Here is a 25,788-nt window from a genome sequence, read left to right as displayed (position 1 = left end):
CGATCGCATTTGTTCGAGGGCGTCGGCCATGGCCGACGCCCTTTTTGCTTATCTGCCCTTCCGATCTCGGAAGCCTGCGGAACTGGCTTGTCGTCGCTCAAATTCTATGATTGATCTTGGACTTAAATCGATTTTGGTGATCGATAAGCAGTTGATCGTCCAGAGGTGAATGATGGCGGATAAAGCCTTGATCGTCGTGGATGTGCAGAACGATTTCTGCCCGGGCGGAGCGCTTGGTGTTGCGGGCGGCGACGAGATCGTGCCGATGATTAACGGGCTGATCGGCCGCTTCGAGCATGTGGTTCTGACCCAGGATTGGCATCCCTCCGGCCACTCCAGCTTTGCCTCCAGCCATCCCGGCAAAAATCCCTTCGAAATGATCGCCATGCCCTATGGCGCGCAGACGCTCTGGCCGGATCATTGCGTACAGGGCAGCGCCGGTGCCGATTTCCATCCGGCGCTCGAATGGACCCGCGCCGAACTTTTGATCCGCAAGGGTTTCCGCGCGCAAATCGACAGCTATTCCGCCTTCTTTGAAAACGACCGCCGGACGCCGACCGGCCTTTCCGGCTATCTCAGGGACCGCGGTATCAAAAAGGTGACGCTCTGCGGGCTCGCGACCGATTTCTGCGTCGCCTTCTCCGCGCTCGACGCGGTGGCGCAGGGATTCTCGACCACGGTCGTTCTCGATGCCTGTCGGGGCATCGACCTCAACGGCTCGCTTAATGCCATGGTGACGCGTATGCGTGATGCCGGCGTCGAGCTGAACTAGCCGAGATGATCTAGCCTCGCCCAAGAGGAAGGAGCAATTTCACCGATGACGAAGACCGATATCGCCAGGCGCGTCTACAATCATGCCTGGAAACTCGACCCGATCGTACGCAGCCTGCTGGACACGGATTTCTATAAACTCCTGATGCTGCAGATGATCTGGCAGCTCTATCCGGATGTCGACGCGACCTTTTCGCTGATCAACCGTACGAAGACGGTGCGGCTCGCCGACGAGATCGATGAGCAGGAACTGCGCGAGCAACTCGATCACGCGCGCGAACTGCGTTTCTCCAAGAAGGAAATGATCTGGCTTGCGGGTAATACCTTCTATGGCCGCAAGCAGATCTTCTCGCCGGAGTTTCTCGCCTGGCTAGCCAAGTTCCGCCTGCCGGATTATGAGCTGAAACGCAGCGACGGCCAGTTCGAGCTGACCTTCCGCGGCCGCTGGGCAGAGACCACCATGTGGGAGATCCCGGCGCTGGCGATCATCAACGAGCTGCGCTCGCGCTCGGCGATGAAGGGCCTCGGTCCCTTTACCCTCGATGTGCTCTATGCCCGCGCCAAGGCCAAGATGTGGTCCAAAGTCGAGCGGCTGCGGCAGTACCCTAACCTCAGGATCTCCGATTTCGGCACGCGCCGCCGCCACAGCTTCCTTTGGCAGCGCTGGTGCGTCGAGGCGTTGAAGGAAGGGATTGGCAGTTCGTTCTCCGGGACCAGCAATGTCTTGCTCGCGATGGACAACGATCTGGAGGCGCTTGGTACCAACGCACACGAATTGCCGATGGTGGCCGCGGCCCTTGCCCGCAACGACAAGGAACTGGCCGCCGCCCCCTACAAGGTGCTGCAGGACTGGAACCAACTCTATGGCGGCAATCTCCTGATCGTGCTGCCCGATGCCTTCGGCACAGCGGCGTTCCTGCGCGACGCGCCGAAATGGGTGGCGGACTGGACGGGCTTTCGGCCGGACAGCGCGCCGCCGATCGAAGGTGGCGAAAAAATCGTCGCCTGGTGGAAGAAGATGGGACGGGATCCCCGGGAAAAGCTGCTGATCTTCTCCGATGGTCTCGACGTCGACACGATCATCGAGACGTACCGCCACTTCGAGGGGCGCGTGCGCATGAGCTTCGGCTGGGGCACCAACCTCACCAATGATTTTGCCGGTTGCGCGCCGACGGAAATCAGCGGCCTCAGTCCGATCTCGATCGTCTGCAAGGTCAGCGAGGCGGATGGCCGGCCGGCTGTAAAACTCTCCGACAATCCGCGCAAGGCGACCGGTGACCCGGCCGAGGTCGAGCGCTACCTCAAGTTCTTTGGCTCGCAGGATTTCGTTGAGCAGGCGGTTAAGGTCTGACCGCCAAGTAACGCCTAAGTCAAACGACGCCGCGTGCTCAGCGATCTTGCAAAAAAAGAAACCGGCAGGAGCCGGTTTCAAAAGGGGATCAAAGATGTTGCGATTGTCCATCATCGCAATATCAAATCTGGCAGTGGAATCTTAAGGTTGCGTTAATCTGCCAACCTGCCGTTGCATTTTGCTTCTCTAGAATACGAACATGTAGAGAAGGATGATGACGATGAGCGGCACGCCCATAAGCCAGAGAACGATACCTTTCATTGAGAAGCCTCCGCGTTGCTGCCTTTGAAACGATAACGCAGCATCGGGAAATACGTTCCGGGAGTCAGCGAGGCAGGCTCTTGTTTCAGTTTATCGCCAGTAGCCTCGCTTCGCCCTTGTTCAAGAAGTAGGCCTTGTCGAAAAGCCGGAGATCGACGGGGTTCGGCATCCGGATATCGTCCAGGTCCGGAAGTGGTTTCACGGCGGCTTCGAAGGATCGATCGATCTGCGAGATGAAGATGATGATCAGCCCGCGTTGCCGCGCGAATGCCCTCAATTTGCGCACCTGATCGCCAAGAGCGGGGTTGTCACGTCGCTGATCGAGAAGCTGGAGGTAATCGACGACCACCAGCGTGCCGGGATCGGCCTTGGACAGCTTACCGACGATATGGTCGGCGCTGATCGTGTCGGAGCAATCGATCTCGAACAGCGGGGCAAACCGGCCATGGTCGGCCCTGATGGTCGCAAAACGCTCGATGACGTCCGTCACGGTATATTCCAGTGTGAAGAAGTAGGCGCGATGGCCGGCCCTCATCGCCTCTACGGCAAGCTCGAGGCTCTTCAGCGTCTTGCCCTGGCCGGGGCGTGCGCCGAGGACCACGAGATCTCCGGGAGCGAGCTGGGCAAGCATACTCGCCGCGGTGCCGGCAGTCGTTTGTCGTGCCGCAAGCAGGCTCCAAGTGGAGTAGCCCTCCTGAACGGCAATGCGATCAAGCGCTTCATGGAGCGGGATGGCTTCTTCACGGCACAGGCGTTTCGCCCTGCGTTTCAAATGGTAGATCGGTGCAGTCAGTTTCATCGGCAACCTCCTGGTACGAGCGATCGTCGCAGTCCCTCCTTGTGCGCATTGCCCCAACAGTCGGTTCGATGATGAGAGTGCCCGGTATGGAATCTACTTTCCCGATCGGAGGGGGGAGGCGTGGGCGCGCCCGAATCGCAGCATAACGCAGATGGCAGCAGGCGAAAATTGCATCCGATGAGAAATTCTGCGGCCTGGCGCGCGTCTTTCGCGGGCGCCCTAGATCCTGCTCGTTTGGGGCGATAGGACAGGCGAAAACATTCGCAGACCGCAAAAGCACGCGGTGCTACGAGCGAGTATCAATTTGATTTCTTTAAGAGAAAACTGGTGCTGCTAGAGAGATTTGAACTCTCGACAGATCCTTAAAAATCAATATGTTGAGTTGAATTTTGTAACGCTGTAGCGACCTGCTCTTTGTGAGGTTTTGGTGCCGTTCTGAGCTGCCTCCCCGATCGGAGACCTCGAATTACCGCTGAATCGGTGATCCGCGAACGCGCATCGCGATCCTTCTGCGCGAGCTTGGCGGGCTTGTCCTTCCAGTCCTCGGGGATTTCGCCAGCCTTGATCGTCTCTTTTTCGTCCTGACTGTTGTGCTGCCGGGGGGGCTGGATGATCGTCGCGTCGACGATCTGCCCGCCCTTGGCCAGATAGCCGGACCGTGAGAGATGCTTGTCGAAACGGGCGAACAGATTGTCGATGGCACCGGTCCGCATCGCGGAACAGCCAAATCGTCTTGGCGTCCGGTACCTTCTCGGACAGGGAAAGGCCCAGGAACCGCATGAACGAGAGCCGGTCCTGGATGACGAACTCCGCCTGGTCGTCGGAGAGATTGTACAGTGCCTGCAGCACCAGGATCTTGAACATCAGCACCGCCGGGAACGGCGGACGCCCGCCCTTCGATCCGTCGGACCGTTTCAATGCCTTCGCCAACGGCTTCTCAAATACAGGCCAGGGAATGATTGCGTTGAGCTTCTCCAGCGGATCACCTACCGCACTCAACCGCTCGTACCGCTCGTCCAAATCCCAAAAACCAGGCTGTCCCCGCATCATCCGTTCCCTGCAAATCACGCAAGCCGGATTGAATCAGAAAACTCGGGAAAGGGGGAGGTATTTCGAGGTTTCCAGTCGGCGAACAGCGCCTGAATGCGCCGCAGGCCGTCTTCCTTGTTCTTTCCGGCCAGCAGGTCCTCGCTCTCGCCCGCCGATACAGGCGAGATCAACTGCTACGGGCACGGGTCGGTCAAAAGGCCACCTCCGCCAGCGAGGTGACGACGGCGTAATCGACGCCGATGGATTCGAAGTGCTTGCGTCCGCAGGTGATCTTCTGGTTTTCCTTGGTGCGGCGCTCTTCGGAATCCACGGTGCTCTTGGTTTCGCGCACGAAGTAGAGCTTTTCCTCCCGCTCGGTGACGAAGGCCCAGTCGGGATTGTAGGTCCCGATGGGAGTATCGATCTTGAACCAGGACGGCAGCTTGATGAACAGCTTGACGTTCTCGTTGCTATCGAGGTCGCGGGCGAACTTCTTCTCGACCTCGGATTCGTACTCAATCGCATCAAACAGCGATTTCTCGCGGTTCTGCACCTCGTAGAGATTGCTCAGGTAACGAACGATCCCTTCCTCGGCGTCCTGCTCGATGCGGCTTTGCTCCCAATGAGCCCCGGCGATCTTCTCGTATTGGATGCCCTCAAGCATCAGGTCGTGAAGCGCGTGTGAGGTTTCCTTGGCGACCGCCGCCATAAAAGCCTGGGGGTTCACCTTGAACTCGCCAAGCCTGCCCGAGCGTTTCAATATCTCCGCAAGGGTGTGCCGGGTCAGCTCCGTCTCCTTTTGCAGGAAGGCGAGGATGTCCGGCAGCACTTTCACCGGCTCGGCTTCGCGAACTCGGGTCGCGATCTGCCTGTCCGCCGACACACCCGCATCGGCAATGTCCAGTTCCACGACGGTCGTGGCAACGCGCGGAGCCTTGATTGGCTCGATCTGCTTGATGCGGGCGAGCGCCCTCTCGATGAGGTCGGACGTAGCAAAGGTCACGCGGTAGCGGGTGCGGTGCTTGATCTTGTCCCAAAGTTTCTGGAAATCCTCGCTCAGATGGACTTCCTTGCGGAATTTCAGCTCGCGACGGTCGCGGGCGTTGACGATGCGGTTCTTGAAGACCTTGCGGTTGACCTCATCGACGATTTCGGCGCGGAGGTCGGCGAATGCCTCCGACACTTTTAGCTCGAAATGCGGGTTTTTGGGATCGAACTTGTCCAAAATGTCGCCCGCGGCATTGAGATAGCCACCTGCCACCAGCTCGGCCCATATCTTCGCCGACTCGTCCTGACCGATTTCGCTTTCCGTGCCGTTTTCCGCCCGCCGCATGAGCTTGGCAAAAGCGATCTTCTCAACCTTGCCGAAGCGGATGCCGAAATCCTCCTCGAATTCGGTCTGGAGCGTCCGCGCGAAGTCCTCATAGGACTCGTTGGCGATGACGGTCAGGCGATTGACCGATTCATCATGCACCCGCTCACCCGACTCGTTGACGGGCAGACGCAGCCCGCGCCCTATTTCCTGCCGCTTCTTGTCGGCTGACTGCGTTTCGTTGAGGGTGCAAATCTGGAAGACGTTGGGATTGTCCCACCCCTCGCGCAGGGCGGAGTGCGAAAAGATGAAGCGCAGCGCGACATTGGGGTCGAGCAGTCGCTCCTTCTCCCGCATGATGAGATTGTAGGTGCCCTCGTCATCGGCGGTGTTGCCGCGCGTGTCCTTCGCATGACCCTGCTTGTCCTGCGAGAAGTAGCCGTTATGAACGTCGACAATGTCGAACGGGATCAGGTCCTTGTAGATCGGCTTGGCGGTCAGCTCCTTGTACGCCTGCTCGAACCACTGGCCGATCTTGCCAAGGCTGGTCGTGCCGTCTTCGTTGTAGACGCGGTAATTGGCGACGCGGTCGATGAAGAAGAGCGAGAGCACCTTGATGCCCTTGCCCTTAAGCGCGCGCTCCTTCTTGAGATGCTGCTCGACGGTCTCGTAGACCTGCGCCTTCATGATGTCTTCGGCGAGCCCCCCGGTCTCCTGCCCGAGCTCCAGAAACCGCCCCTGATTGAACTCGACATATTCGGAGCCGGGTGTGCAGTCGATGTTCTGAACGATGTAGCCGTTGCGGTACGCCTCGCGCTCGTCCGACTTCACGAACAAATCGTCGCCCTGCTTGACCCACATCTTCGTGGCCTTCGGCCCAGCCTTGCCCTCCTTGTGAATCTCTACGCGGGCGCGGATGCCGTTGGTGTTGTCGGTCGCGATCAGCTTCACATAGGCATCGTTGAAATTCTCGTCCGAGCTCACGGACGCGACCTCGATCCGCTTCACTAGCCGCAAATCGTAAGCCCTGATCGGATCGAGCTTGTAGACGAGGTTGTACGGGTTCTTATGGGTGGCGCTGTAGCGCAGCGTCACCATGGGATTGAGATTGCCGATAGCTCGGCGCGATTTCTCGGTCGTATCGACGCTCTGCGGCTCGTCGATGATGACGATGGGATTGGCGGCCTGGATGAACTCGATGGGCCGTCGCCCCGACATGCGATCGTTCTCGCGGTTGATGACGTTGAGCTTCTTCAGCTCGTCCTCGGTCATCTCCGACAAATCCTTGTCGGCCACGTCCTTCTGGAAGGACTGGATATTGATGACCATGATCTGAATCTGGTTGCTGGTCGCGAACTGCCGCACCTTGCCCAGGCGCTTGCTGTCATAAACGAAGTGATCGAACGGCGCCTTATCGTAGAGTGTCTGGAAGTGCTCCTTCATCGTTTCGATGCTCTTGAGCACGCCCTCGCGGATGGCGACGCTCGGCACGACGATGATGAATTTCTTGAAGCCATAGGTCTTGTTTAGCTCGAATATCGAGCGCAGATAGACATACGTCTTGCCCGTGCCGGTCTCCATTTCGACGGAGAACTCGCGGCCCTCAAGCGCCACAACCTTCTCAATCTCGTTGGCTTCCTGAACCCGGTGGACGTTCTTCAGAATCTGGTCATCCGGCAGATTAAGCCGGTTGCCCATGCCAAACTCGGTCTGGAACAGCCCGCCAATCTGGATGTTCTGAAACGCCATCGCCCCGGTCTGCGCGAACGGCTGGCCGTCGAAGACCCCAACTACGGCATTGATCGCATCCTGCTGATACTGAAGGGAGGGATCGAACTTGAGCTTCATCCGGTTACCTCGGCAAGATCAGGATGCGTGTTGTTTTTAATCAGATTGCAGGTCGGGCAAGCGACCTGTCCGTTCGACACGGTGGTCTGCCCACCTTTGGAGTGCGGTACCTTGTGGTCGGCATGCCAGTCGGCCCAGCCGAGCTTCTCCCCGCCGCAATGTGTATGGATTTGGCAGCGTCCGTCATCCTTGCGGTAGATCGCGAGCCTCTGCTCCGGCGTGAATACACGGATCACATCGATCGTCGGAATGTCGGGGCAAGCGAGGAAGAAGCGTTTTTCCAGATACTCAAGCCGTCCCCTGATCGAATCTTCGCCGTCCGTCGAATAGCTCGTGAGGCGGCGATATTCGACCAGTGTCGCGTCCCGATGCTCCTCATCGAGGTCTTCCTGCGCCCGCCGCTCGGTTTCAAAGCCGACGAACCAAGCCGCGAGCGCGCTTTCCGTCCCCGCATGGACGTATTTCTCCAGCAGCGTCGAGGCGAGGCAATAGAGGGTGATGACGTTGTAACGCTCAAGCTCGGGGGTTTTCTCGGGGAACGCCCGCAGCAGGTAGTCGAGGACGCGGCGAACCTTTTTTGCCACCTTGCCGCTGCCGTCAAAGACAACATTCTCGTTATACATGCGGTTGAGATCGGCATCCCGAACGCTTGTCGGGCCGCCGGCCATCTCAAGGCAAACAGCCTGCGCCGCAACCTGGTCGAACGTGAAGCGCTTATTGCTAAACTTGCAGTTCTCGAAAAACTTATGCCGGGCGAGTTCCTTCACAAAGTCACGCATCTGCCCCGGCATGGCATTGCGTTTTTCCTGCGCTTTAAGCGTCGTCCCGTTCTGAAGCCGCAGGAACATGTCGCGGACTTCATCCTCCTCGTCGTTCTGTACGGCGTCTTCGACGATAACCACGTCCACCGGATACGCATCGAAGATCGTGCTGACATCGAGGTCGAGCTGGTCGTAAGTCTTTCCGGCGCAGGAGAAGCCATTCACCGGATCGGTATCGCGGGGTAGGGCAAACTCGCCCGACCGGAATTCCCAGATCGTCCGCAGACGCTGCTGCCCGTCGATAACCTCGTATTTCACACCGTCGTCACGACTGACGGCGCGCCAGTACATCTTCGGAATGTCGTATTCGCGAAGAATGGAATCGATCAAAAGCTGCTTCTGCTTCCGCGACCAGGCGGGCGGACGCTGATAATCAGGGGTCGGATCGACCTTCCTCTGCCAGGCGCAAATCGTAGAAATCGGAAGGGGCTTCTTACTCATTCTCATGATCAGCCCCCTCAAACCGTCTTGAAGACGATTTCGGACTCCTCGGCCTCGGCCCGTGCCCGGAACGTCTGAACCGCATTCGCCTTCAACTGGTCGTTGCCCTTGAACCCTTCGTCGAGGCAGATGACTTGCAACGGATTGGCATCCGCCAGCGCATCGATCAACTCAGGGGTGATCTCTTTCTCGAGGCAGATGAGCAGCGCGCCGTCCTCAATGGAGAACACATCCTTGCCAGAAAGGTTGATTGCGTTGACCTTGGTGGTCAGTGGAAAGCCTGCTTTCAGGAGCAACTCGAAGAGAACATCCTCCGCAGTAGCAGCGGCGGATACGTGATCCACATGCATCTCGATTTGATCGCCAACCTTTTCTACGTCCTCCAATTCGCCATTCCACACCTTGAAATTGGAGCTAGTCAGCTTAAAGGAGCGAAAGCCGGTATCTACACGCGCGCTTCCTTCAAGATTCAATGCTGCATCTCGTTGGGTTGCTATTGAACGTCCCGCCCGTCTAATCCGCTCTCGTGCTATATCCGCAATTGTTTTGTACCCGGCCTTATCGGCATCCGATCCTTTTTCACAAGGTTCAGGTAACTGAACCATAATATACTTTAAGTCGCGACCCTCATCGATATTCAAATCCATAACGGCGTGGGCCGTCGTCGCCGAGCCAGAGAAGAAATCAAGAACAATTGCGCCGGATTCGGCGGTCGCCAATCGCAATATATACTTCAGGAGTTTTACAGGCTTCGGCGTGTCAAATACATCCTCCGGAATGAGTTTCACCAGTTCATATTTTGCCTGTCGATTGTGGCCGGTCTGCTCTAGATCAATCCACAAAGTCGATGGTGGTAATCCACCCATATCCTTGAGATAGGTTCGCCTCCTTATGCCGGTGCCGTCTGGAGTGAAGCGTATCTCACCGGATTCAATTTTTTCCTGCATAACTTCCGGCGACCACCGCCAGCCATTCTTCGGCGGCTCTATTTTGATGCCCTGTGGCGAGGTGAGGGTGTAGACAAGGTTCTCTCTGAAATTGGGAGAGTTGAGAGGATTTCCATCAAAGTACGGGCCATTTGGATCATTGTCGGGATTCTTGAAGTGCGTCTGCTTTTTTTCATCCGAGATTCTAACCGGAAGCCACTCAGCACTCTTTGCGTAGATAAGCGTGTGATTATGATCCAGCGAAAATTTCTTCGCATCGTTGTTGCTGTTATCTTTTGAACGCCAGACTGCGTCGGCAATAAAGCACTCCTCCCCGAAGACGATGTCGCAAAGGGCCTTGAGATTGGCCTGCTCATTATCGTCGATGCTTATGAACATCACTCCATCTTCGGCGAGCAGGTTACGGGCGAGATAAAGACGCGGGAACATCATGTTCAGCCATCTTGTGTGGAAACGCCCGCCTGCATCTGTATTTGTTGCAAACCGCTTTCCTTCACCGTCTATTTGTCCCGTATACAAGAGGTACGTATCCAGGCTCTCCTGATACTTGTCGGGATAAATGAACTCTTTGCCAGTATTGTAAGGAGGATCGATATAGACGACCTTAACTTTCCCAAAATATGCCTTCTGGAGAAGTTTTAAAACCTCCAGATTGTCTCCTTCGATAAACAGGTTCTCGGTCGTGTCGAAATCAACCGACTCCCCCCGCATCGGCTTGAGCGTCGCCACGCTCGGCTGCTGAATGATTTTCATGCATTCGGCCTTGCCGGGCCAATTCAGACCGAATCGTTCCTTGCCGGGATCGACCCATTCGCCGAGTACGCGTTTGAGCTGATCGAAGTCGATCGCCCCTTCGGCGAACACCTCCGGGAACGCTTCTCCAAGACGGCGCTTCAATTCGTCCCGCTTCTCCTGCGCCACATCCATGGACGCGAGATCAAACTTCTCCGGTTTGGCTTCCGGCTTGTTCATTTCCTGCCCCTTCACTGAATTTCAAACCTGATTGCGAACAGCTCTTCGTCGGACACGCTTTGCCCGAGGCGCTCTTCCACCTGATCCAGAAGGCCGTCCTTCTGAACCTCAATCTCTTTCGCGGCGGCGTCATAGGCGCGCCACGCTTCATCCCGCTTGGTCTCCACCGACCGCGCCTGCCGCTGTAGCGCGAGCTTGTCCGGCAAGTTGCCGGTCTGGCGGATTTCTTTCTTGAGCGCCTTGATCTGCTCGTCCAGCTCCTTCAAATCCGCCTTGAGGCCAGCGCGCTTGTCCTCGGCCCAGTTGTCGAGCTTTTCCATTTCCTCATCGAACCATGCGGACTGCCGCACGGCCATGTCGTCGAGGATGGACTTGCGCTGCTTCTCCACGGTCTGTTTGAGGGGGTCGGGCAGCGTCAGCTGTGTCACCCCGTCCAGACTGGCAGGAAGCTCGAAAAGGCGCATTGCGGCTTTGGGATCGAGGCGCGCGCCGTCATCCGTCATGGCGGCGAGGATAATGTGATCCTGATCATCGGAACCGCGCACCGAAAGCTTGTGCGCGACAAGCGTTCCGGCCCTGCCGACAAGCGGCTCGATAGCCACTGCCTTCTGCGGCCATGCTGTGTAGTCGAATACGATCGACGCGCCGTTCAGCTTGCGCGAGCCGGCCATCGATAGGAGGTGCTGTGCCAGCGGATGCCCAAGGCGATAGCGGTGCCCGTCAATGCCGTGACGAGACATGTAGTAGCTGCCGGGCGGGACATTGATGCCGGGAGGCGCGCCATTGAGCATGAACGTGAAATAATCGTCGTCGAACTTCGCCTGCTTGCCGAGTTCGTGCTTCGTGACCGCCCAAAGCATCCGCGCGTAGCGGTCGAGATATTCCTTGCTCTGGGACATGTTGACCTTGAGGCGGTCGTGCACCTCGGCGTCGAAGTTCTCAAGGAGCTTGCGGCGCGTGTCCTCCATCGTGACGGAGATGTTGGTTTCCATTTCCTCGCGCAGCCGCTCGAACTGCTCCTCGATCTCGTCGGTCGAGCGGCAGTTCTGATAGATGGACACGATGCGTTTTTCGAACTCGACGCCCGACTCAATCGCGCCAAGCACTTCATCGGATGCTCCGAACACGCCGGAGAAGAGTTTGAACTTCTCGGCGAGCAACTCGTACACCCGCTGGTCGGCGGCGTTGTTCTTGTTGAGGAAGTTGACCACGACTACATCATAGCGCTGGCCGTAACGATGGCAGCGCCCGATGCGCTGCTCGATACGTTGCGGATTCCAGGGCAGGTCGTAATTGACCACCATTGAGCAGAATTGGAGATTGATACCCTCGGCGGCGGCCTCGGTCGCGATCATGATCGAAGCCTTCTCGCGGAAATAATCGACAAGTGCCGCCCGCATATCGGCTGTGCGCGAGCCGGTCACACGGTCGGTGCCCTTATGGCGTTCCACCCACGCCTCATAGATGGCCTTGGATTGCGCATCCGAGTTCGAGCCGTTGAACAGGACGAGCTTGTCTTCATAGCCGTTCGCGCCGAGTAGGCGGACGAGATATTCCTGCGTACGGCGGGATTCCGTGAAGATGATCGTCTTCTCCGCGCCGCCCAGCTCCATCGCCTTCGCAAAGCCGGCGCGTAGCGCACTGAGCAGCGCCAGGCCCTTCGCGTTCTCCGAGATTGAAACCGCAAGATCGCGGAAAGCCCGCAGGTCGGCGATTTCCTGCTCGATGTTGGCGATGTCGTCGGCCGTGAGAAGTTCCTGTTCGCCGCCGTCCTCTTCCCATTCGTCGGCGACTTCCTCGAATTCCTCATAGTCTTCGGCGATCTCTTCTTCGAGCTTCTGGCGAAGGTTCGTATCGTCGCGAAGCTGGCGCTCCAGCTTGCGCGCCAGGGAATCGAGCGCCCCGGCGATGGCGAAGGTCGAGGACGCGAGCAGCTTGCGCATGATGAGGGTCATCAATGTGCGCTGGCTTGAGGGCAGAGCCTGCAACGATGGCCGCCGCAGATAGTCGGACACCATGTCGTACAGGGTCTGCTCGGCCTCGGTCGGCACGAACTCCTGCGTGATCGGGATGCGGTTTGTGTAGCGGATATATTCGAGCACCTGCCGCCGCAGTGTTCGGTGGCAAACCGGCTTCAGCCGACCCTTCAGCTCGTCGAACTGGCCGTCTCCGGAAAGCCGGGCGTATTGAGCGCGGAAGCTTTTCGCGTCGCCGAAAGCGTAATCGTCGATCAGGCTGACAAGCCCGTACAGCTCCATCAGCGAGTTCTGAAGCGGCGTCGCCGTGAGCAGCACCTTGGGAGCATTGGCAAGCGCGCCCTTGAGCGCCCTGCCGATACGGTTGTCCGGCCGGTAGACGTTGCGCAGCCGATGCGCCTCGTCGATCACCACCAAATCCCACGGGATGACCATCAGCTCTTCGACGTGGCGCGCGGCGAACTGGAACGAGCAAATGACCAGGGCCTTCTGCTCGAAGGGGCGGCGGATGCCGTCTTTCGCCATCTTGTTGTAGTTCCGCGCCTCAAGGATGACGGTAGGAAGGAAGAACTTTTCTGCGATCTCCTGCGCCCATTGCTTGCGGAGGTTGGCGGGGGTGATGACGAGGATGCGGCGGCGCCCCTCCGTCCATTTTTGGGCAAGCACGAGCCCGGCCTCGATGGTCTTGCCGAGGCCGACTTCGTCGGCGAGGATCGCGCCTTTGGACAAGGGGGACTTGAAGGCGAACAATGCCGCCTCGACCTGGTGCGGGTTGAGGTCAACCTGGGCATCGAGAAGAGCACCGGCCAGCTTCTCGGCATCCGCCACGGAATGCCGCCTGCTCAGTTCGTGAGCGAATAGCTTTGCGTGGTACTCGGTTATCACTCCAGATGCCCCCCCTTTGTTGCTACTCAACCTTGCGCTTTTTCCAGTTAACAATCTCCTGTCGGTTAAAGCGCCACGATCAGCTGGGGATCGGCAGCACGAACGGGTGAAGCACGTCCAGAACGCCCGCCCCTGGAAGCGTCGATAGCGAAATTATCGGCGTCCTGCAATCCTGTGCGGTTCACGGCGAAACCAAGCTTGCGTTGGGCAATATGAATGGGTTTCTGACCGCGTTACGGCACCATTGCAGACGCCAAAATCCAACACTTGGTGCCCACGTTTGACGGCAGCGATGATGTCGTCTGGGTCAGCTTTCCAGATGAACGGTCGCGGTTCTTGGCTGTGCTCATTGATGAAGCGATTGATGGCCTCCTGCAGGTCGTCGACGCCTGAATGCACTCATTGGAGATCGCAACGCGCCGCAGAAGCACGTCTGGCGCGCCGAAATCACCCTATTGAGCGCCGATGGCGTCGGCACCGTCGAAATCATGCGACAGACCGGCAAGTCGAAGACCTGCGTGTGGCGCTGACGCTTCCAGACCCGCAGGGCGACACGACCCACTGGACCGCTGACATGATGGCGGCCGCGGCGGGCAGCGCCAGCGCGGTCAGACGCATCTGGAAGGCGCACGGCCTTCAGCCCCGCCGCTGGCGGGCCTTCAAGCTCTCCAACGACCCGCGTTCGTCGACAAGCTGCGCGACGTCGTCGGTCTCTATGTCGACCCGCCGGCGCACGCCAGCTTGCTGTCGGTCGATGAGAAGAGCCAGATCCAGGCGCTCGACAACTCCCAGCCCGGCCTGCCCCTGAAAAGGGCCGGCTCGGTACCTTGACCCACGACTACAAGCGACACGGCACAACTACCTTGTTGCCGCCCTCAACGTGCTCGACGGCACCGTCACCGGCAGGAAAAATGCAGCGCCGCAGGCACCAGGAATTCATCCGCTTTCTCAACGCCATCGATGCCAAAGTGCCGGCCGACAAGGCCGTCCACGTCGTCCTCGACAATTATGCCGCCCACAAGCATCCCCTCGGCCGCCATCAGCGCTTCACCTTCCACTTCACGCCGACCTCCTGCTCGTGGCTCAGACAGCGTTGAGGGCCTCAAGCGCGGCGTTTTTCATTCGCTAGTTAACCTCTAGGCCGCCATCAACCGCTTCCTTACAGAGCACAACAACAACCTAAGCCCTTCACTTGGACCGCCGATCCCGACAAAATCATCGCTGCCGTCAAAGCGGGCACTAGAAGTTGCGGAGATGGCCGTACGATTTAAACCGCCGTCCATTGACCGCCAAAATATGTCCCATGGAGTGGTGGATCAGTCATACTGCAAAATATTCTTGAAATTAAATCTAAGTGGCGCTCCGCACCGAAATTATTATACGATTCCGATACCGTCCATACCTCGTCGGAGCTTGCAGGAACGTGTTTTTCAACCCGGAAGATCGTGAGAGTTATTCGAATGCGGCGCGCGAAACTCAGCTCGGCGGGCCGGCTGCGCTCAGCTGCGGGGCACGCAGATGGGGTAGCCGGAATGCAGGAGTTGGGCGCGTGGCCAATGGCGCGACCATTCCCGACGAAAGCGCCTTACGACGCCACGCAGAGAGCTGCGACGGGTTCAATCTCTGAGACCGCGCAATCGCCGACACATGGCCCTCGGCGAGAGCGCCTCGGCGACAAGCTGCGCCTTCTCTTCGTCCGACCAATGACGTGGCTTGCGTTTAGACCGCACCGGCTCGGCAGTCAGGACCTCGAATGTTCGATGATGATTCACACTGTCACTCATAGGTTTCTCCGCATGATTCATGCAGAGAATGCGCGTTCAGCGGCCTTAAAGATACGTGGGGTGACCTACGCGCTTACGCTGGAAGCGTTCCTGCTCCCGGGCGGCTTCACGCGGATTCGAAGTGGCTTACCTTCAAGCTGTTCGAACTCGAAGGCTCCAGTCTTGCGGATGAGGTCACTCAGCTTGCGGAAGCCATAGGTTCGCGGGTCGAAGTCCGATGCGAGGTTGGCAAGCTGAGTCCCTACAGCGCCGAGCGGCACGCAGCCATCCTCGGTTTCCATCTGCCCGATGACCTTCTTGATGATCGGCGTGGCGGCACTCGGCGGCTGGAGTGACCTTGCCGTGCTGCTCGCGTCGCTGCCGTTGGCCGTTGCGGTCGGAAGCAGGTTCTCGGTGTAGATAAATCTACGGCATGCCTGTCGAAAACTCTCTGGCGTTTTCTGCTCGCCAAAACCGAAGACGTCGACGCCCTGTTCGCGGATGCGAGCGGCCAGGCGAGTGAAATCGCTGTCGGATGAGACGAGGCAGAAACCGTCGAAGCGTCCGCTGTGCAGCAGATCCATAGCGTCAATGACGAGAGTAATGTCGGACGCATTCTTACCTGTCGTGTAAGCAAACTGCTGCTGTGGAATGATCGCATGCTTAGCAAGCACGTCGATCCAGGCCTTCGAGCGTGCGCTGGCGAAGTCGCCATAGATTCGGCGAACGCTTGCCTCTCCAATCTTCGCGATCTCCTCGAATAGACCGTCGACGATCTTTGCTGAGGCGTTGTCAGCGTCAATGAGTACGGCAAGGCGCGGCAAGCGAGGTTCACCTGGCATGATTTTGTCTCCGCAGCTCAATCGTGTTGTGGGCCAAAGCATCGCGGGCCCATTGAGCCCAGAGTTTCATGGGGGGCAGCCAAAACCACCCGCCAGGCTCATCGCCGACGACCTCTGATTTTCCGGCCGCGACGCAAGCTGCAGTAAGAAGGCAGATCCATGCGGCCCGCTTCTCGTGATCCTTCTCGGCCAACACCGCGTCTATCAGCTCACGGTTCAGCCATCCGATAGTGTGAAACAGGTTTTCGAGGACGCCGCTATCGACCGCATGCTCATAAAGCCAATCGAACTTCTTGCGTTTACCCGCTGCCGGCATCGCAAAGCGCGCCTCGGGCAAGAGAACACCCAAGAACGCGTTTGGAAATGCCTCAACAATTGAAGCGCCCTTTCTGACAGCCTTCTCTATCGCAACACTGTGATCGGCCAGATGCACGACCTGCTCCGCCGTCTCCGCAGCGGCACGCCTCAAGTCACGACCGTATCCAATGTGGCTCAAACCGGGTTTGCATCGGGACTGAAAGGCGCCGCGGATGAACATCCGCTCGCATAGTCGATCGAGACCATCATCCGAGCCTAACGGGACGAGCGGCCCGTCGATCGCGATCACCAAGAACGTCGTCGAAGCGGGGATATGCTGGCTGCGGCGCGGCCAGTCTGTATGTGTTTTGGCGGCCATAAATGCCCCGCCTTTGCTCCAGGCGATGCCGGTCGTCGGTCGCGATTTCGAGAACCCGACGTCGATACCGAGCAGCGCTACACCGTCTAGATCCTTCATCGGCGATTTGCCCCTGTAGGGTTCTTGTTCGTCTCTCTGATCAGAACGACCAGCTTCATTGTCTTTTCCAACGTCGAAGACCTGATCCGATTACTCAATCTCGGAAAACCAACTCGGGGAGGACAACTTCCCAGGCTTCGCGCCGAACGGTGCCACGGAATTGTTCGGCATTGTCGACCTTGCGCCAACGGATGATTGCGCTGGCCTCGCCTCGTATGCACCGCAAACCGTCCGGTGGCCGATAGCTCTGAGCCATCCGCCCGATGGTCACCCCCTCACGGTTGCGAATCTCCCAGCGTCCATTGATCTCGATCAGGTCGACAGGATCGCCGGTTTGCAGCCTCGCGAGCGTCTGGTGAGCTGGATGGTTTGCTGCCTGCCTGCCTACCCAGGACAGATCCACCATGTACGGTTCTACGGTCTGGTAGCGCAGTCCGCTATTTGCCTGAACCGTCGCGTTCGGCCCAACCTGCCGCTCCAACAAGGTTGTCGCGACCTCATGCAGGAGCGGATGCCTCTTCTGCATCGAGACGATCGCGAGGCTGCGCTTTGCCCGCGTCATGGCCACGTAGAAAAGTCGCCGCGGCGAGTCCCGATCCTCTCCCCTCGAGGCCCGGTCCCAGCCTCCGTCAAGGATGACGACATCGTCGAACTCCAGCCCCTTGGCGCGATGAGCGGTCAAAAGCAGTAACCCATGCTGCTCCTGGCGAGTGTCCCGCATCCATTCTGCCAGCCATTCGATAATATCTGCGACGGGAACAGGCTTCCCATCGAGTTCAGTCCCGAGTGCCGCGATACCCTCCGAGATCAGAACCCACCAACGGTTCGTAGGCTGCTCGGAGATGAAGGCATGCATGGTTTCGGCGGTCAGCATCTTCGCGGGCTCCGCCTTGAGGAATGCGAGGAACAGCTGAACCTCGCGCAGTCGCCAGAACGGAGGCATTGCCTCGCTTGCGAGTTGCACCAGGATGCCGCGAGCCTCACAATGGCTGCGCACTGGTTCCAGGAGCCGCCATTCCCGAGCAATAATCGCGGCCTTTGACCAGGACCAGCCCGGCACCAGCTGCGACAGCCGAATCAGTTCATCAACGGCGGCGTTGGCCTGCGCCGCGGGGCTTGGCGCGGTGCGCAAAAGTTGAACCCGGCCCTGCGCGACCGGATCTTGCGACGCCAGTGTGCCGCCTTCGGGAGCTTGGGCACGGGCCCGATTGATGGCGATGTCATGGCCAGTCTTCATCCGGTCGACGGCCGGCGCAATCACGCGGTTTGCCGCATCGATAATCGCCTTTGTTGAGCGATAGTTCTCGATCAGATAGGTGGGCTTGGCCGAGTAATCCGCTTCGAAGCGCCGGATGAACTCTATCGAGGCACCTGCGAAGGCGTAGATGTTCTGGTCGTCATCGCCCACCGCAAAAAGGCTGAGACGCTGGTCTGGGTCGCCGAGCGAGCGGCCCGCCACGGCGGCGATCAGGGCATATTCCTCTGGGCCAATGTCCTGATACTCGTCGACGAGGATCCAGCGATAGCCCTGAATCAGGGTTTCGCGGAGGGCCTCGGCTTCGACCTTCGACAGGCCTTCACCTTTTAGCAGGGTGACCGCCTCCATCACTATTTTGTCGAAGTCATAGGAGGCATCGCCTTCGATCTGACCTGCAAAGCTTGCCCCCACCAGTCGCATCGCCAGCGCATGACAGGTCGAGACCGTCACACTACTGGCATCCTCGCCGACCAGCCCCTTCAGTCGCTTGCGAATTTCGACCGCGGCATGGCGATTGTAGGTCAGCACGAGAATACCGCGCGGATCTTCACGCCTCACCCGGATCAAATAAGCGACGCGATGCACCAGCACCCGCGTCTTGCCGGAGCCGGGTCCTGCCAGGACCAGCACATTCGTCTGTTCGCGATCATCGGCGACGATCTTGGACTGCACCGGATTGCCGAGGCTCTCGACGATCTGCCGCCAGCTTTCCGGTGTGGTTTGCCGGCGCAACTCACCAGCTCGATCCGGCAACCACCGCTTCAGGAAGGCTTCTTTGTCGAGCTGGAAATAGTCCTGCGAGAGCCGCTCGGCCTCCTTCATGGAGGCCAGACCGCGCTCGGCATAGGCCGCCATGATATGGGTCTGGACGGTCTGTTCGCTGTAATGATCCTCGAGAGGCAGGAAATCCTTCTGGGTAAACTGTCCGCCCCCGGGGCGCAGGTGAACGGTGATCGCAGGGCGGAAGATCGTCAGGCCTCGGCCAAGGGTGATCACGCCCTGTTCATGCAGCCACATAAGCGCCCGGCCGAGCAGCTTGGTCACATCCCGGACTGAGTCCTTCAGGAAGACATCCCCCGTGATGGCCGCCTGCATCTTGCCCATCGTGGTCTCGACCCGGACATCTTTGCCGCGCGTGCCTTTTTCCACGATCCCTTCGAGATGCTGGAGCAAAAGCTCCGCCCCGCGACGCCGGACCTCCGCCGTCCTGCTCACCATGTCCCAGGACCGCTGCAAGCGCACGAGGCAGGTATTCCGGTTCAACTTACGCAGATGGATGTTGCCGCGCCCGCCATCCTCGTCGCGCCCATCCTGCGCGAAGCTGCGCAGATGCGCTTCAATCAGATCCGGGCGCACCTCGAGATGACCCTGATCGCGCAGAGCCTGACAGGTTGCGGCGAGATGCAGAGGCTGCGCTTCGCCGCCCTCGGCATCGGGCGAGGCCTCGCGCATAGCTGCGATCAACGCGGTCTCCAATGCTGTAGCGACCAGGAATCGTTGTTTCGACGCCCCCTCGACCCCGACATGAACGAAGATCGTGATAGCTGTGTCGTCCGTCGCGATGCCAAGGGCCTCGAGATCGGACAACGCCTTTCGAAGTGCCCCGCCGGTCAAGCCGCTGGCGCCGGAAAGCTCGTCGGTCGAGACCCCTGCATCGGGGGAGGCCGTCATCAGATGCCGCACCAGGTTCAAAAGCTGCTTTCGCCGGGTTCCGGTGACCTCAGTCTTGGAGAGGATCGCCTCAGCCTCTTCCATGGTGCGGATACGCAGGGAAGAAGGGAAGACCTGCACTCGGTTCTCTTCCCGGCTCAGCAGTGTAGATTCTTCCAGCCAGGCGACGGCGGTCTTAACCCGCGTGTCGTCGGTGGCGTTATCGCGCTCGAATTCCTGCGCCGTCTCTTCCCGCACTATCTCGCCAGGCGTGGCGACGACCTCGCCGCTTTGCTTTCCGCGAGTATCCAGACGGCGTAGCGCCTTCAGGATCGCGCTGATCTCATGGCGCGCCAGACGCGAGCGGGCGCTGAGAGTGAATTGCCGCTCGACATCCTCGACATTGAATAGAAGCACACAGACCGCCGGATCACGATCGCGTCCGGCCCGGCCCGCCTCCTGAAGGTAGTTTTCAAGCGATCCTGGAATATCGCCATGCACCACTAGCCTGATATCGGGTTTGTCGATCCCCATGCCGAAGGCGTTGGTGGCGGCAATAACCCGCAGTTCCCCGACACGGAAACGCTCCTGCACCTCGTGCTTGCGTTCGGGCGTCAGGCCGGCATGGAAGAAGTCCGCTGCTAACCCCTGTAGTTGCAGAAATTCCGCAACACGTTCAGTCGCCGCACGCGTCGCGCAATAGACCACCGCGCCTGACGCACCATCGCTCGGCAGCGCGCGTTCGATCGTATCGAGAATGTCAGCGAGTTTGCGGCTGCGGTGGGTCTCATGCACCTCGAAGGCGAGGTTCTGGCGGGTCGCACCGCCGTCGAGCAGTAGCAGTTCCACCCCCAGGCGGGACTTGAAGTGATCGCGGATATCGCGCACCACCTCCGGCTTTGCCGTAGCGGTCAAGCAGACCACCGGCGCGGGCTCTTGATCCCCCGAATACTCGCGGATGAAGCGCGAGACGTAGCGATAATCGGGCCGGAAATCGTGCCCCCATTTTGAGACGCAATGCGCCTCATCCAGGATCCAGTAGCCGATCTCGCGTTGTGCGAGGACTGAGCGCACTGACGGGCTGCGAAGCTGCTCGGGTGAGATGAGCAAGATGGCCGCGTCGCCCAACCGCACTTGGTCCAGCGCGGCATGGCGTTCTGGCATCGAGAGAAGCCCGTTGATGGTGACGCAGCCGCTGATGCCATGTCGCGCGAGGCCATGCACCTGATCGGCCATCAGTGCGACCAGCGGCGAGATGACGACGGAAAGCGCGCCGATCTTGTCGAATCGCGCTAGCGCCGGGATCTGGTAGCAGACGGATTTCCCAGTGCCGGTGGGTAGAATACCGAGGATAGATTTTCCCTCCATCGCCTCTGCGACGATGCGTTCCTGCAGCGGATGGCCGGCATCGTCCTTTGGCTCGGGCCGGAAACTGTCAAAGCCGAACCAGCGCGAGAGTGCCTTTTTCGGGTCGTTCTTCTCGCGGCACCAATGGCAGCCTGGGTCGTCGCACGCGCGGTCGCGCAAATGCCGAACGATCAGCGAAGCCTCACGGAACTGCGCCCGCACCCACGGCGGCATGACTGAATCTCCGCCTGCGACCGAGATCCACGAAAGTGCGTAGGCCATCGGCCAGCCAAGCTCTGGTGAGGACAGGCGGTTCAGTGTTTGCTGGATACGCCAGGTGCAGGCCTGACCATCGAGCAGCTCCATCATCGCCTTTGTGGCCTGTGCCGCGCTGGGACGGGGCGCTCTGCGTAAGTCGGCAAACAGCGCATCGAACCCATCACTCCCCGGCATGCAGGTGGTCAGGTAGTGGTAAGCGGTAAGAGGTAAGAGCGGCAGGCGTCTCCAGCGCTAGGGCTGCAAAGGCTGCGAACTGGTTGGCCAGTACCTCGAGCACGAGGTGCGCGTCGAGTTCCGGGTCATTAACGTGCCCGACCTGCAGGCGACCGTCGTGATGGTGCTTGACCAGATGATGGTAAGGATTGCGCGGAAAAGCTAGCGGATTCAGCCAAAGCGTATCTATTGGCTTTGACGAAAGCCCTGCAAGGCGTGGCCTCACTGCCGCGAGGTGTGGGAGATCAAATCTGATGATGTTGTGGCCAAGCAGGAAGTCGGCGCCGGAGGCGAGTTCTTCGAGACGGTCAAGGGCGGCTTCCAGGTTGCCGTTCCGGAAAACCACCTTCTCCCCACGGTAGCGAACCGCGGCAAATCGAAAGATCCGCGCCTTACCCGGATCAACCTCAAGGTCGATCGATAGGCAACGACTAACGAGAGATCCTTTAACGTGGCCGATCTCGGCTCCATCCATATCGGTTGTCTTCTGTCAGCGATACCGAGTTCCTGATCTTTCAAAGTATGTACAGCAGACGAGAGCACACCAGAGATGAAAATATTGCTACACAGAGCGAGCATGGTTGTTTTTATTTCAGGAAATTGTGACGCGAAGCGAGGTAATACTGACGGTCGAGATTGTGGCCGGAAAACTGCTCGATCATCCTCTCTTGAACAGAGTTGCCTTACCCGCCGACATCCAATAGGGGGCACGTCCGCGGCCGAGCGGTCGGAAGTTGGCATTTTCGTCTAATTTTGAAGTTACATCTCGCGCCCTGGAGATGCTTGTATGTAAGATTAATGAAACAATCCAAGGTAGCAAAAGTCTTGGTCATTTGGCGCGCTGCCTGACTCTTCGTCATCTGAGGACCAGCCGGGGACAGCCGGAAGGGGCGAGCTTCATTTCATTACTTGGCTCGAGGCGCAGACCCCGATTTCTTTCGCTTCGCTGGTTTCTTTGGCGATTTGTCTTTTCGCTTCGGAGCGGAAGTGACTAACGGGCGCAGAAGACTATCGAGCTTGGCTGTTGCTTCCTTCAATTGGTCGGCACCAAGATCAATGGTACGTGCCAAAGTGAGTGCGACCCTCAACGTCTCGAGCTCTCGCTCCGTTCTCGCCAACTGTACCTTAAGATCCCCAATCTGAGCGTTCTTCTGTCTCGCCAAATTCTCGGCGCTGCTGACAAGGCTTTTTGCAGTAGCCCTCAGCCGTTTCGTTTCAACCTCGTGGCGATCCTCGGCGCCTTGTCTCTTCCTCTTAAGGTCAAATTCAACTATCCGTTTCCGCTTTGATGGCAAAGGCCCGAAGTCGCATATGCTTCCGGCCTTTGCCGGCCCAGGCTTGTCGCCTCCGTCCGATGGTTTCCGCTTCCGTCCGGGCCCACCCTTATGGCTGAAAAAACCGCTTCCAGGGTGCACAATAGTTCCGCCCCCATTGTAGGTGTTTTTTCCCACAGTGCCTGATCCCTCTCTCGCCCGGAAAAAGCAGACACAACGCCAACTGGAATGTCAACTGGCGGCGCCATATGGGAGGTTTCCGTTCCCGGACATCGGTCGACCCAAAAGGCATCCCTCGTCGTTGAAGGCCAAAGCGCATGCACCGATCCACCAGGTGACTGGGAACCTGACGCAGGGTCGGCCGTTCCGGCGCGATAGATCTGCGGGTCATGGCATCAGTCTTCAATGGCATCAGTCTTCGCGACCGAAACCGCATCTGACGCTTTCCATCAGGATTGGCACCGGATCGAGACATAGCATCACCGGCTGCCGAGATTGTCGGGAGGGGTAGCCTGCGTGCCGGGAGGCGGCAAAATGCGATCTGGGCTGAAGAACGTAATCACCAGGCGAGTTCCTGCAACCTAGACCGCGGCCTCATCACTCGAAGATGCGCCTTCGATTGCGTAAAGCACGTTTCTGTTCCCGCCTGTGCCGGCCAACATCTCCCGAAGCTCCTCAACGATCTTCAGCTTTGCGGCGAGACGAGTGGCAAAAGGCCTCATGGCATTCTGTGCTCTTGAAAGCGTCGCTTCGAGTTTTGCTGCGTCCGAACTGGTTCCACTTAAGAGCGCGAACGGCTCAATCTCCCTGTAGCGAAGGAGACCGGCAACCAGTTGCAGAGAGTAACTGAAATCGACCTGGTATTTCTTCGCAGAAATGGCCGCTTCTATGGAGTCGTTAGCGATACGCGCGATGCGACTGATGGATTCTTCCGTGAGGGCCCTAGGCGCCGCGGCCTTACGAGAAAGCAAAAAGGCAATGCAGGCGCGCGTATGCATGTTCTGTTCGAAATGGCTGACGAGATCCAGGACCCGTTGAAGCCTTTTCTCGTCCGTAATGGTCCGACCAAGCCCCTGTAAGAGAACTGTTCGCCCTGCTGTCGGCCGCAGGAATGGATGTTGAGGTTCCGTGAGCGCCCTGATCATTTCATCCTGAATTTCTAAGGGACAGCGCGCAAAACACCAGGAGAGCAGGCGCATCAGGTCGTTGGAAGTGGGCGAGCTATTCCGCTTCGCGTGTTCGAGCAGCCATCCCGCCACCGTGCTGATGCAGGCATCAAAGTTTTCCGTTGCCCCGGGGATTGCTGGTAGATCACCGTCAGTACTTAACGCGAAATATGTCTGGTTTGAGCCAATAGGGCGATATTGCCTTGTGACGATGGCGAGCACATTTCCCGGAACCGGATATCGCGAGGCGTTAAATTTCTGTAATTCCTGCAGCAGGCCTGCTTGGCTATCTACACCCGTCCATAGATCTTCGGAATAAGGATAGCAGGTTCGAACAGGGATAACTGGTGGTGGGGTTCTCAGTTCGCGCAAAATATCGTCGGCAGCGCGCGTTTCTATGGGCATAGATTCCCAGTCGAGCCGTATGGGCTTTTGTTGCAGGGCGGGCCAGGTAAGCGAGCTGATTTCTACCCGCGCCCAGCCCTGTGCAGGCATTTGGGTGAGCTGCATTACAACCGGTTGATTCTCGTGGGGCGCCTCGAAATCGCGGATCATCCATTTGCGGATCTCGCTGTCACCCTTGCATACGTAAAAATCCTGTTCGAAAGAGCCCTGCGGCCAGACCAAATTTCGGATGGGCTCCGATACGAAGGCCCTGTTGGCAGGGACGGTTGCATCTTTCGGAACAAGATCCTTAAAGATAGGCTCGCCCCGCTCCATCACTACCACTGAGATCTGCTCCAAGCGGTCAAGATAATGCGGGTGGCCCTTTTCAATTCGCTTCGCCGCTTCCAGGCATCCACGAGCAATACTGTCGACTGAACATAGGTTTACCGGACGCCCAGACGCTTTGCTGACGAGCTCTGAAAGCTTCTGGGCGAGGTCTTTATGCAAAGGCGTGTGAAGTAGAATCGGTCCAGAGCCTTTCGACATGCTGTCGAGAGTGTCGAGCTTCCAATCGGAGACCTGCAACCCCGCAGGCTCTACTATCTTCACCCAGTCGCCATTCGCCTTTCGTAGAATGTGATCCCTTCTACGCTCAGCGGCACCCAACAACCACCTCTCGGCCTCACAATGCCAGCCGATCCCGTGACCGGTCAGATCTGGATTAGCACTGACCCACTGGCGGGCAATCTCTTCTTGAAGAGGCAAAAGCCCAAGGTCTGAAACAACTAGCTTTCCGAACCCGTGCCTTTCCGGCGCAAGGAGCTGGTTCGTGCCTTTTGGACTAGCGATACGAAGCGTCTGGACCGACAAGCCCTCTCCTTCGTGACAGATGATGTCGATATCTCGCCCAACATCCAACTCCGTAAAGCGGCCTTCCGTGATCGCCTGCAGCAAAATGGCCACCGGCTTCCACAAGAGGACGGGCAGAGGCTGCTTCGGGTGGCGAAGAAGCCCCAGCAACGCTGTCTGCCGCGCCTCGTTCATGCCTGCCTCGGTGTCCGACACGGCAAAGACGATTCGTTTTGCATCCAGGCTTAGTGCGTTGACGACGGAGAGGAGCGCCGCACTTGTCGATTTCTGTTCAACGGTCCCATTCGGGTCCAGCAGATCGCGTACTCGAGCGCGTTTATCCGGACTGCCGATAGGACCCCAGCCGATCCCACGCCCGTGCGGAGCCAGATGCGCCTGTGGACCACCGATCGGTTGTTCCGCCTGCGCGCCCATCTCAGAAATAACGACGGATGCGATGCCGCCATCCACCACTTCATAGTCGACTTGGTGATCTTCGGATGCGGACCAATTGCGGGCCGCCCAATCATGCCAACCATTTATGTCCAATCCCACGAGATGCCGCATGACAG

The 25,788-nt window shown here is 58.6% G+C and carries 13 protein-coding genes, 1 tRNA gene and 1 pseudogene; 3 read left to right on the top strand and 12 right to left on the bottom strand.

Translation table 11 applies throughout. The features are described 5' to 3' along the window. Window positions 1-172: 172 nt before the first annotated feature. Both pncA and pncB read left to right on the top strand, forming a co-directional pair. Entirely contained in the window at window positions 173-772 is a 600-nt protein-coding gene (pncA, locus tag ASE71_RS31245) for a bifunctional nicotinamidase/pyrazinamidase (protein ID WP_060522367.1), read from the top strand. A 45-nt stretch (window positions 773-817) separates the two neighbouring features. After that, entirely contained in the window at window positions 818-2,122 is a 1,305-nt protein-coding gene (pncB, locus tag ASE71_RS31240) for a nicotinate phosphoribosyltransferase (RefSeq protein WP_034797014.1), read from the top strand. Window positions 2,123-2,468: 346 nt separating this feature from the next. Here the strand turns inward: pncB and ASE71_RS31235 are convergent, their stop codons facing one another. The 7 genes and pseudogenes from ASE71_RS31235 to ASE71_RS31210 all read right to left on the bottom strand — a co-directional run bounded on the left by ASE71_RS31235 (window position 2,469) and on the right by ASE71_RS31210 (window position 13,467). Continuing rightward, window positions 2,469-3,182, bottom strand: coding sequence for a DNA helicase (locus tag ASE71_RS31235; protein WP_060522316.1), 714 nt, complete (start codon window positions 3,180-3,182; stop codon window positions 2,469-2,471). Between the two features lie 325 nt (window positions 3,183-3,507). After that, a tRNA-OTHER gene (locus ASE71_RS36105) sits at window positions 3,508-3,626 on the bottom strand. A 47-nt stretch (window positions 3,627-3,673) separates the two neighbouring features. Next, a pseudogene (locus ASE71_RS31230) lies at window positions 3,674-4,229 on the bottom strand (transposase); the annotation flags it as partial. A gap of 193 nt (window positions 4,230-4,422) precedes the next feature. Next, window positions 4,423-7,371 (bottom strand): type III restriction-modification system endonuclease, encoded by a 2,949-nt coding sequence (locus ASE71_RS31225; RefSeq protein ID WP_060522315.1) that lies wholly within the window; start codon window positions 7,369-7,371, stop codon window positions 4,423-4,425. Further along, window positions 7,368-8,639, bottom strand: coding sequence for an HNH endonuclease family protein (locus ASE71_RS31220; RefSeq protein WP_082566605.1), 1,272 nt, complete (start codon window positions 8,637-8,639; stop codon window positions 7,368-7,370). The genes ASE71_RS31225 and ASE71_RS31220 overlap by 4 nt, the downstream gene beginning before the upstream one ends. A gap of 11 nt (window positions 8,640-8,650) precedes the next feature. After that, a complete protein-coding gene (locus ASE71_RS31215; protein WP_060522313.1) occupies window positions 8,651-10,552 on the bottom strand; it encodes a site-specific DNA-methyltransferase in 1,902 nt (633 codons plus the stop codon). 11 nt (window positions 10,553-10,563) lie between these two features. Continuing rightward, window positions 10,564-13,467, bottom strand: coding sequence for an SNF2-related protein (locus ASE71_RS31210; protein ID WP_244496985.1), 2,904 nt, complete (start codon window positions 13,465-13,467; stop codon window positions 10,564-10,566). 773 nt (window positions 13,468-14,240) lie between these two features. Here ASE71_RS31210 and ASE71_RS37230 point away from each other — a divergent pair. Continuing rightward, entirely contained in the window at window positions 14,241-14,510 is a 270-nt protein-coding gene (locus ASE71_RS37230; RefSeq protein ID WP_320410646.1) for a transposase, read from the top strand. Window positions 14,511-15,262: 752 nt separating this feature from the next. On the opposite strand, the gene ASE71_RS31200 is transcribed toward ASE71_RS37230, so the two are convergent. The 5 genes from ASE71_RS31200 to ASE71_RS31180 form a co-directional block, all read right to left on the bottom strand. Further along, window positions 15,263-16,018, bottom strand: a complete 756-nt coding sequence (locus ASE71_RS31200; RefSeq protein ID WP_060522311.1) for an NYN domain-containing protein — start codon at window positions 16,016-16,018, stop codon at window positions 15,263-15,265. Next, the gene (locus ASE71_RS31195; RefSeq protein WP_060522310.1) at window positions 16,008-16,793 is read right to left on the bottom strand and encodes a DUF429 domain-containing protein; all 786 of its coding nucleotides are present in this window, start codon (window positions 16,791-16,793) and stop codon (window positions 16,008-16,010) included. The genes ASE71_RS31200 and ASE71_RS31195 overlap by 11 nt, the downstream gene beginning before the upstream one ends. 94 nt (window positions 16,794-16,887) lie before the next feature. Beyond that, complete coding sequence (locus ASE71_RS31190) at window positions 16,888-21,417, bottom strand: RecQ family ATP-dependent DNA helicase (protein WP_244496984.1); 4,530 nt, start codon at window positions 21,415-21,417, stop codon at window positions 16,888-16,890. Between the two features lie 70 nt (window positions 21,418-21,487). Beyond that, complete coding sequence (locus tag ASE71_RS37225) at window positions 21,488-22,015, bottom strand: hypothetical protein (RefSeq protein ID WP_244496983.1); 528 nt, start codon at window positions 22,013-22,015, stop codon at window positions 21,488-21,490. Between the two features lie 1,380 nt (window positions 22,016-23,395). Beyond that, on the bottom strand, window positions 23,396-25,783 hold the full coding sequence (locus tag ASE71_RS31180; protein ID WP_060522308.1) for a hypothetical protein: 2,388 nt from the start codon (window positions 25,781-25,783) through the stop codon (window positions 23,396-23,398). Window positions 25,784-25,788 lie beyond the last annotated feature (5 nt).

The sequence above is a fragment of the Ensifer sp. Root954 genome (genome assembly GCF_001429005.1).
GTDB lineage: Bacteria > Pseudomonadota > Alphaproteobacteria > Rhizobiales > Rhizobiaceae > Ensifer > Ensifer adhaerens.
The sequence above is the reverse complement of the archived record's forward strand: the minus strand, read 5'-3'. Positions and strand labels throughout refer to the sequence as shown.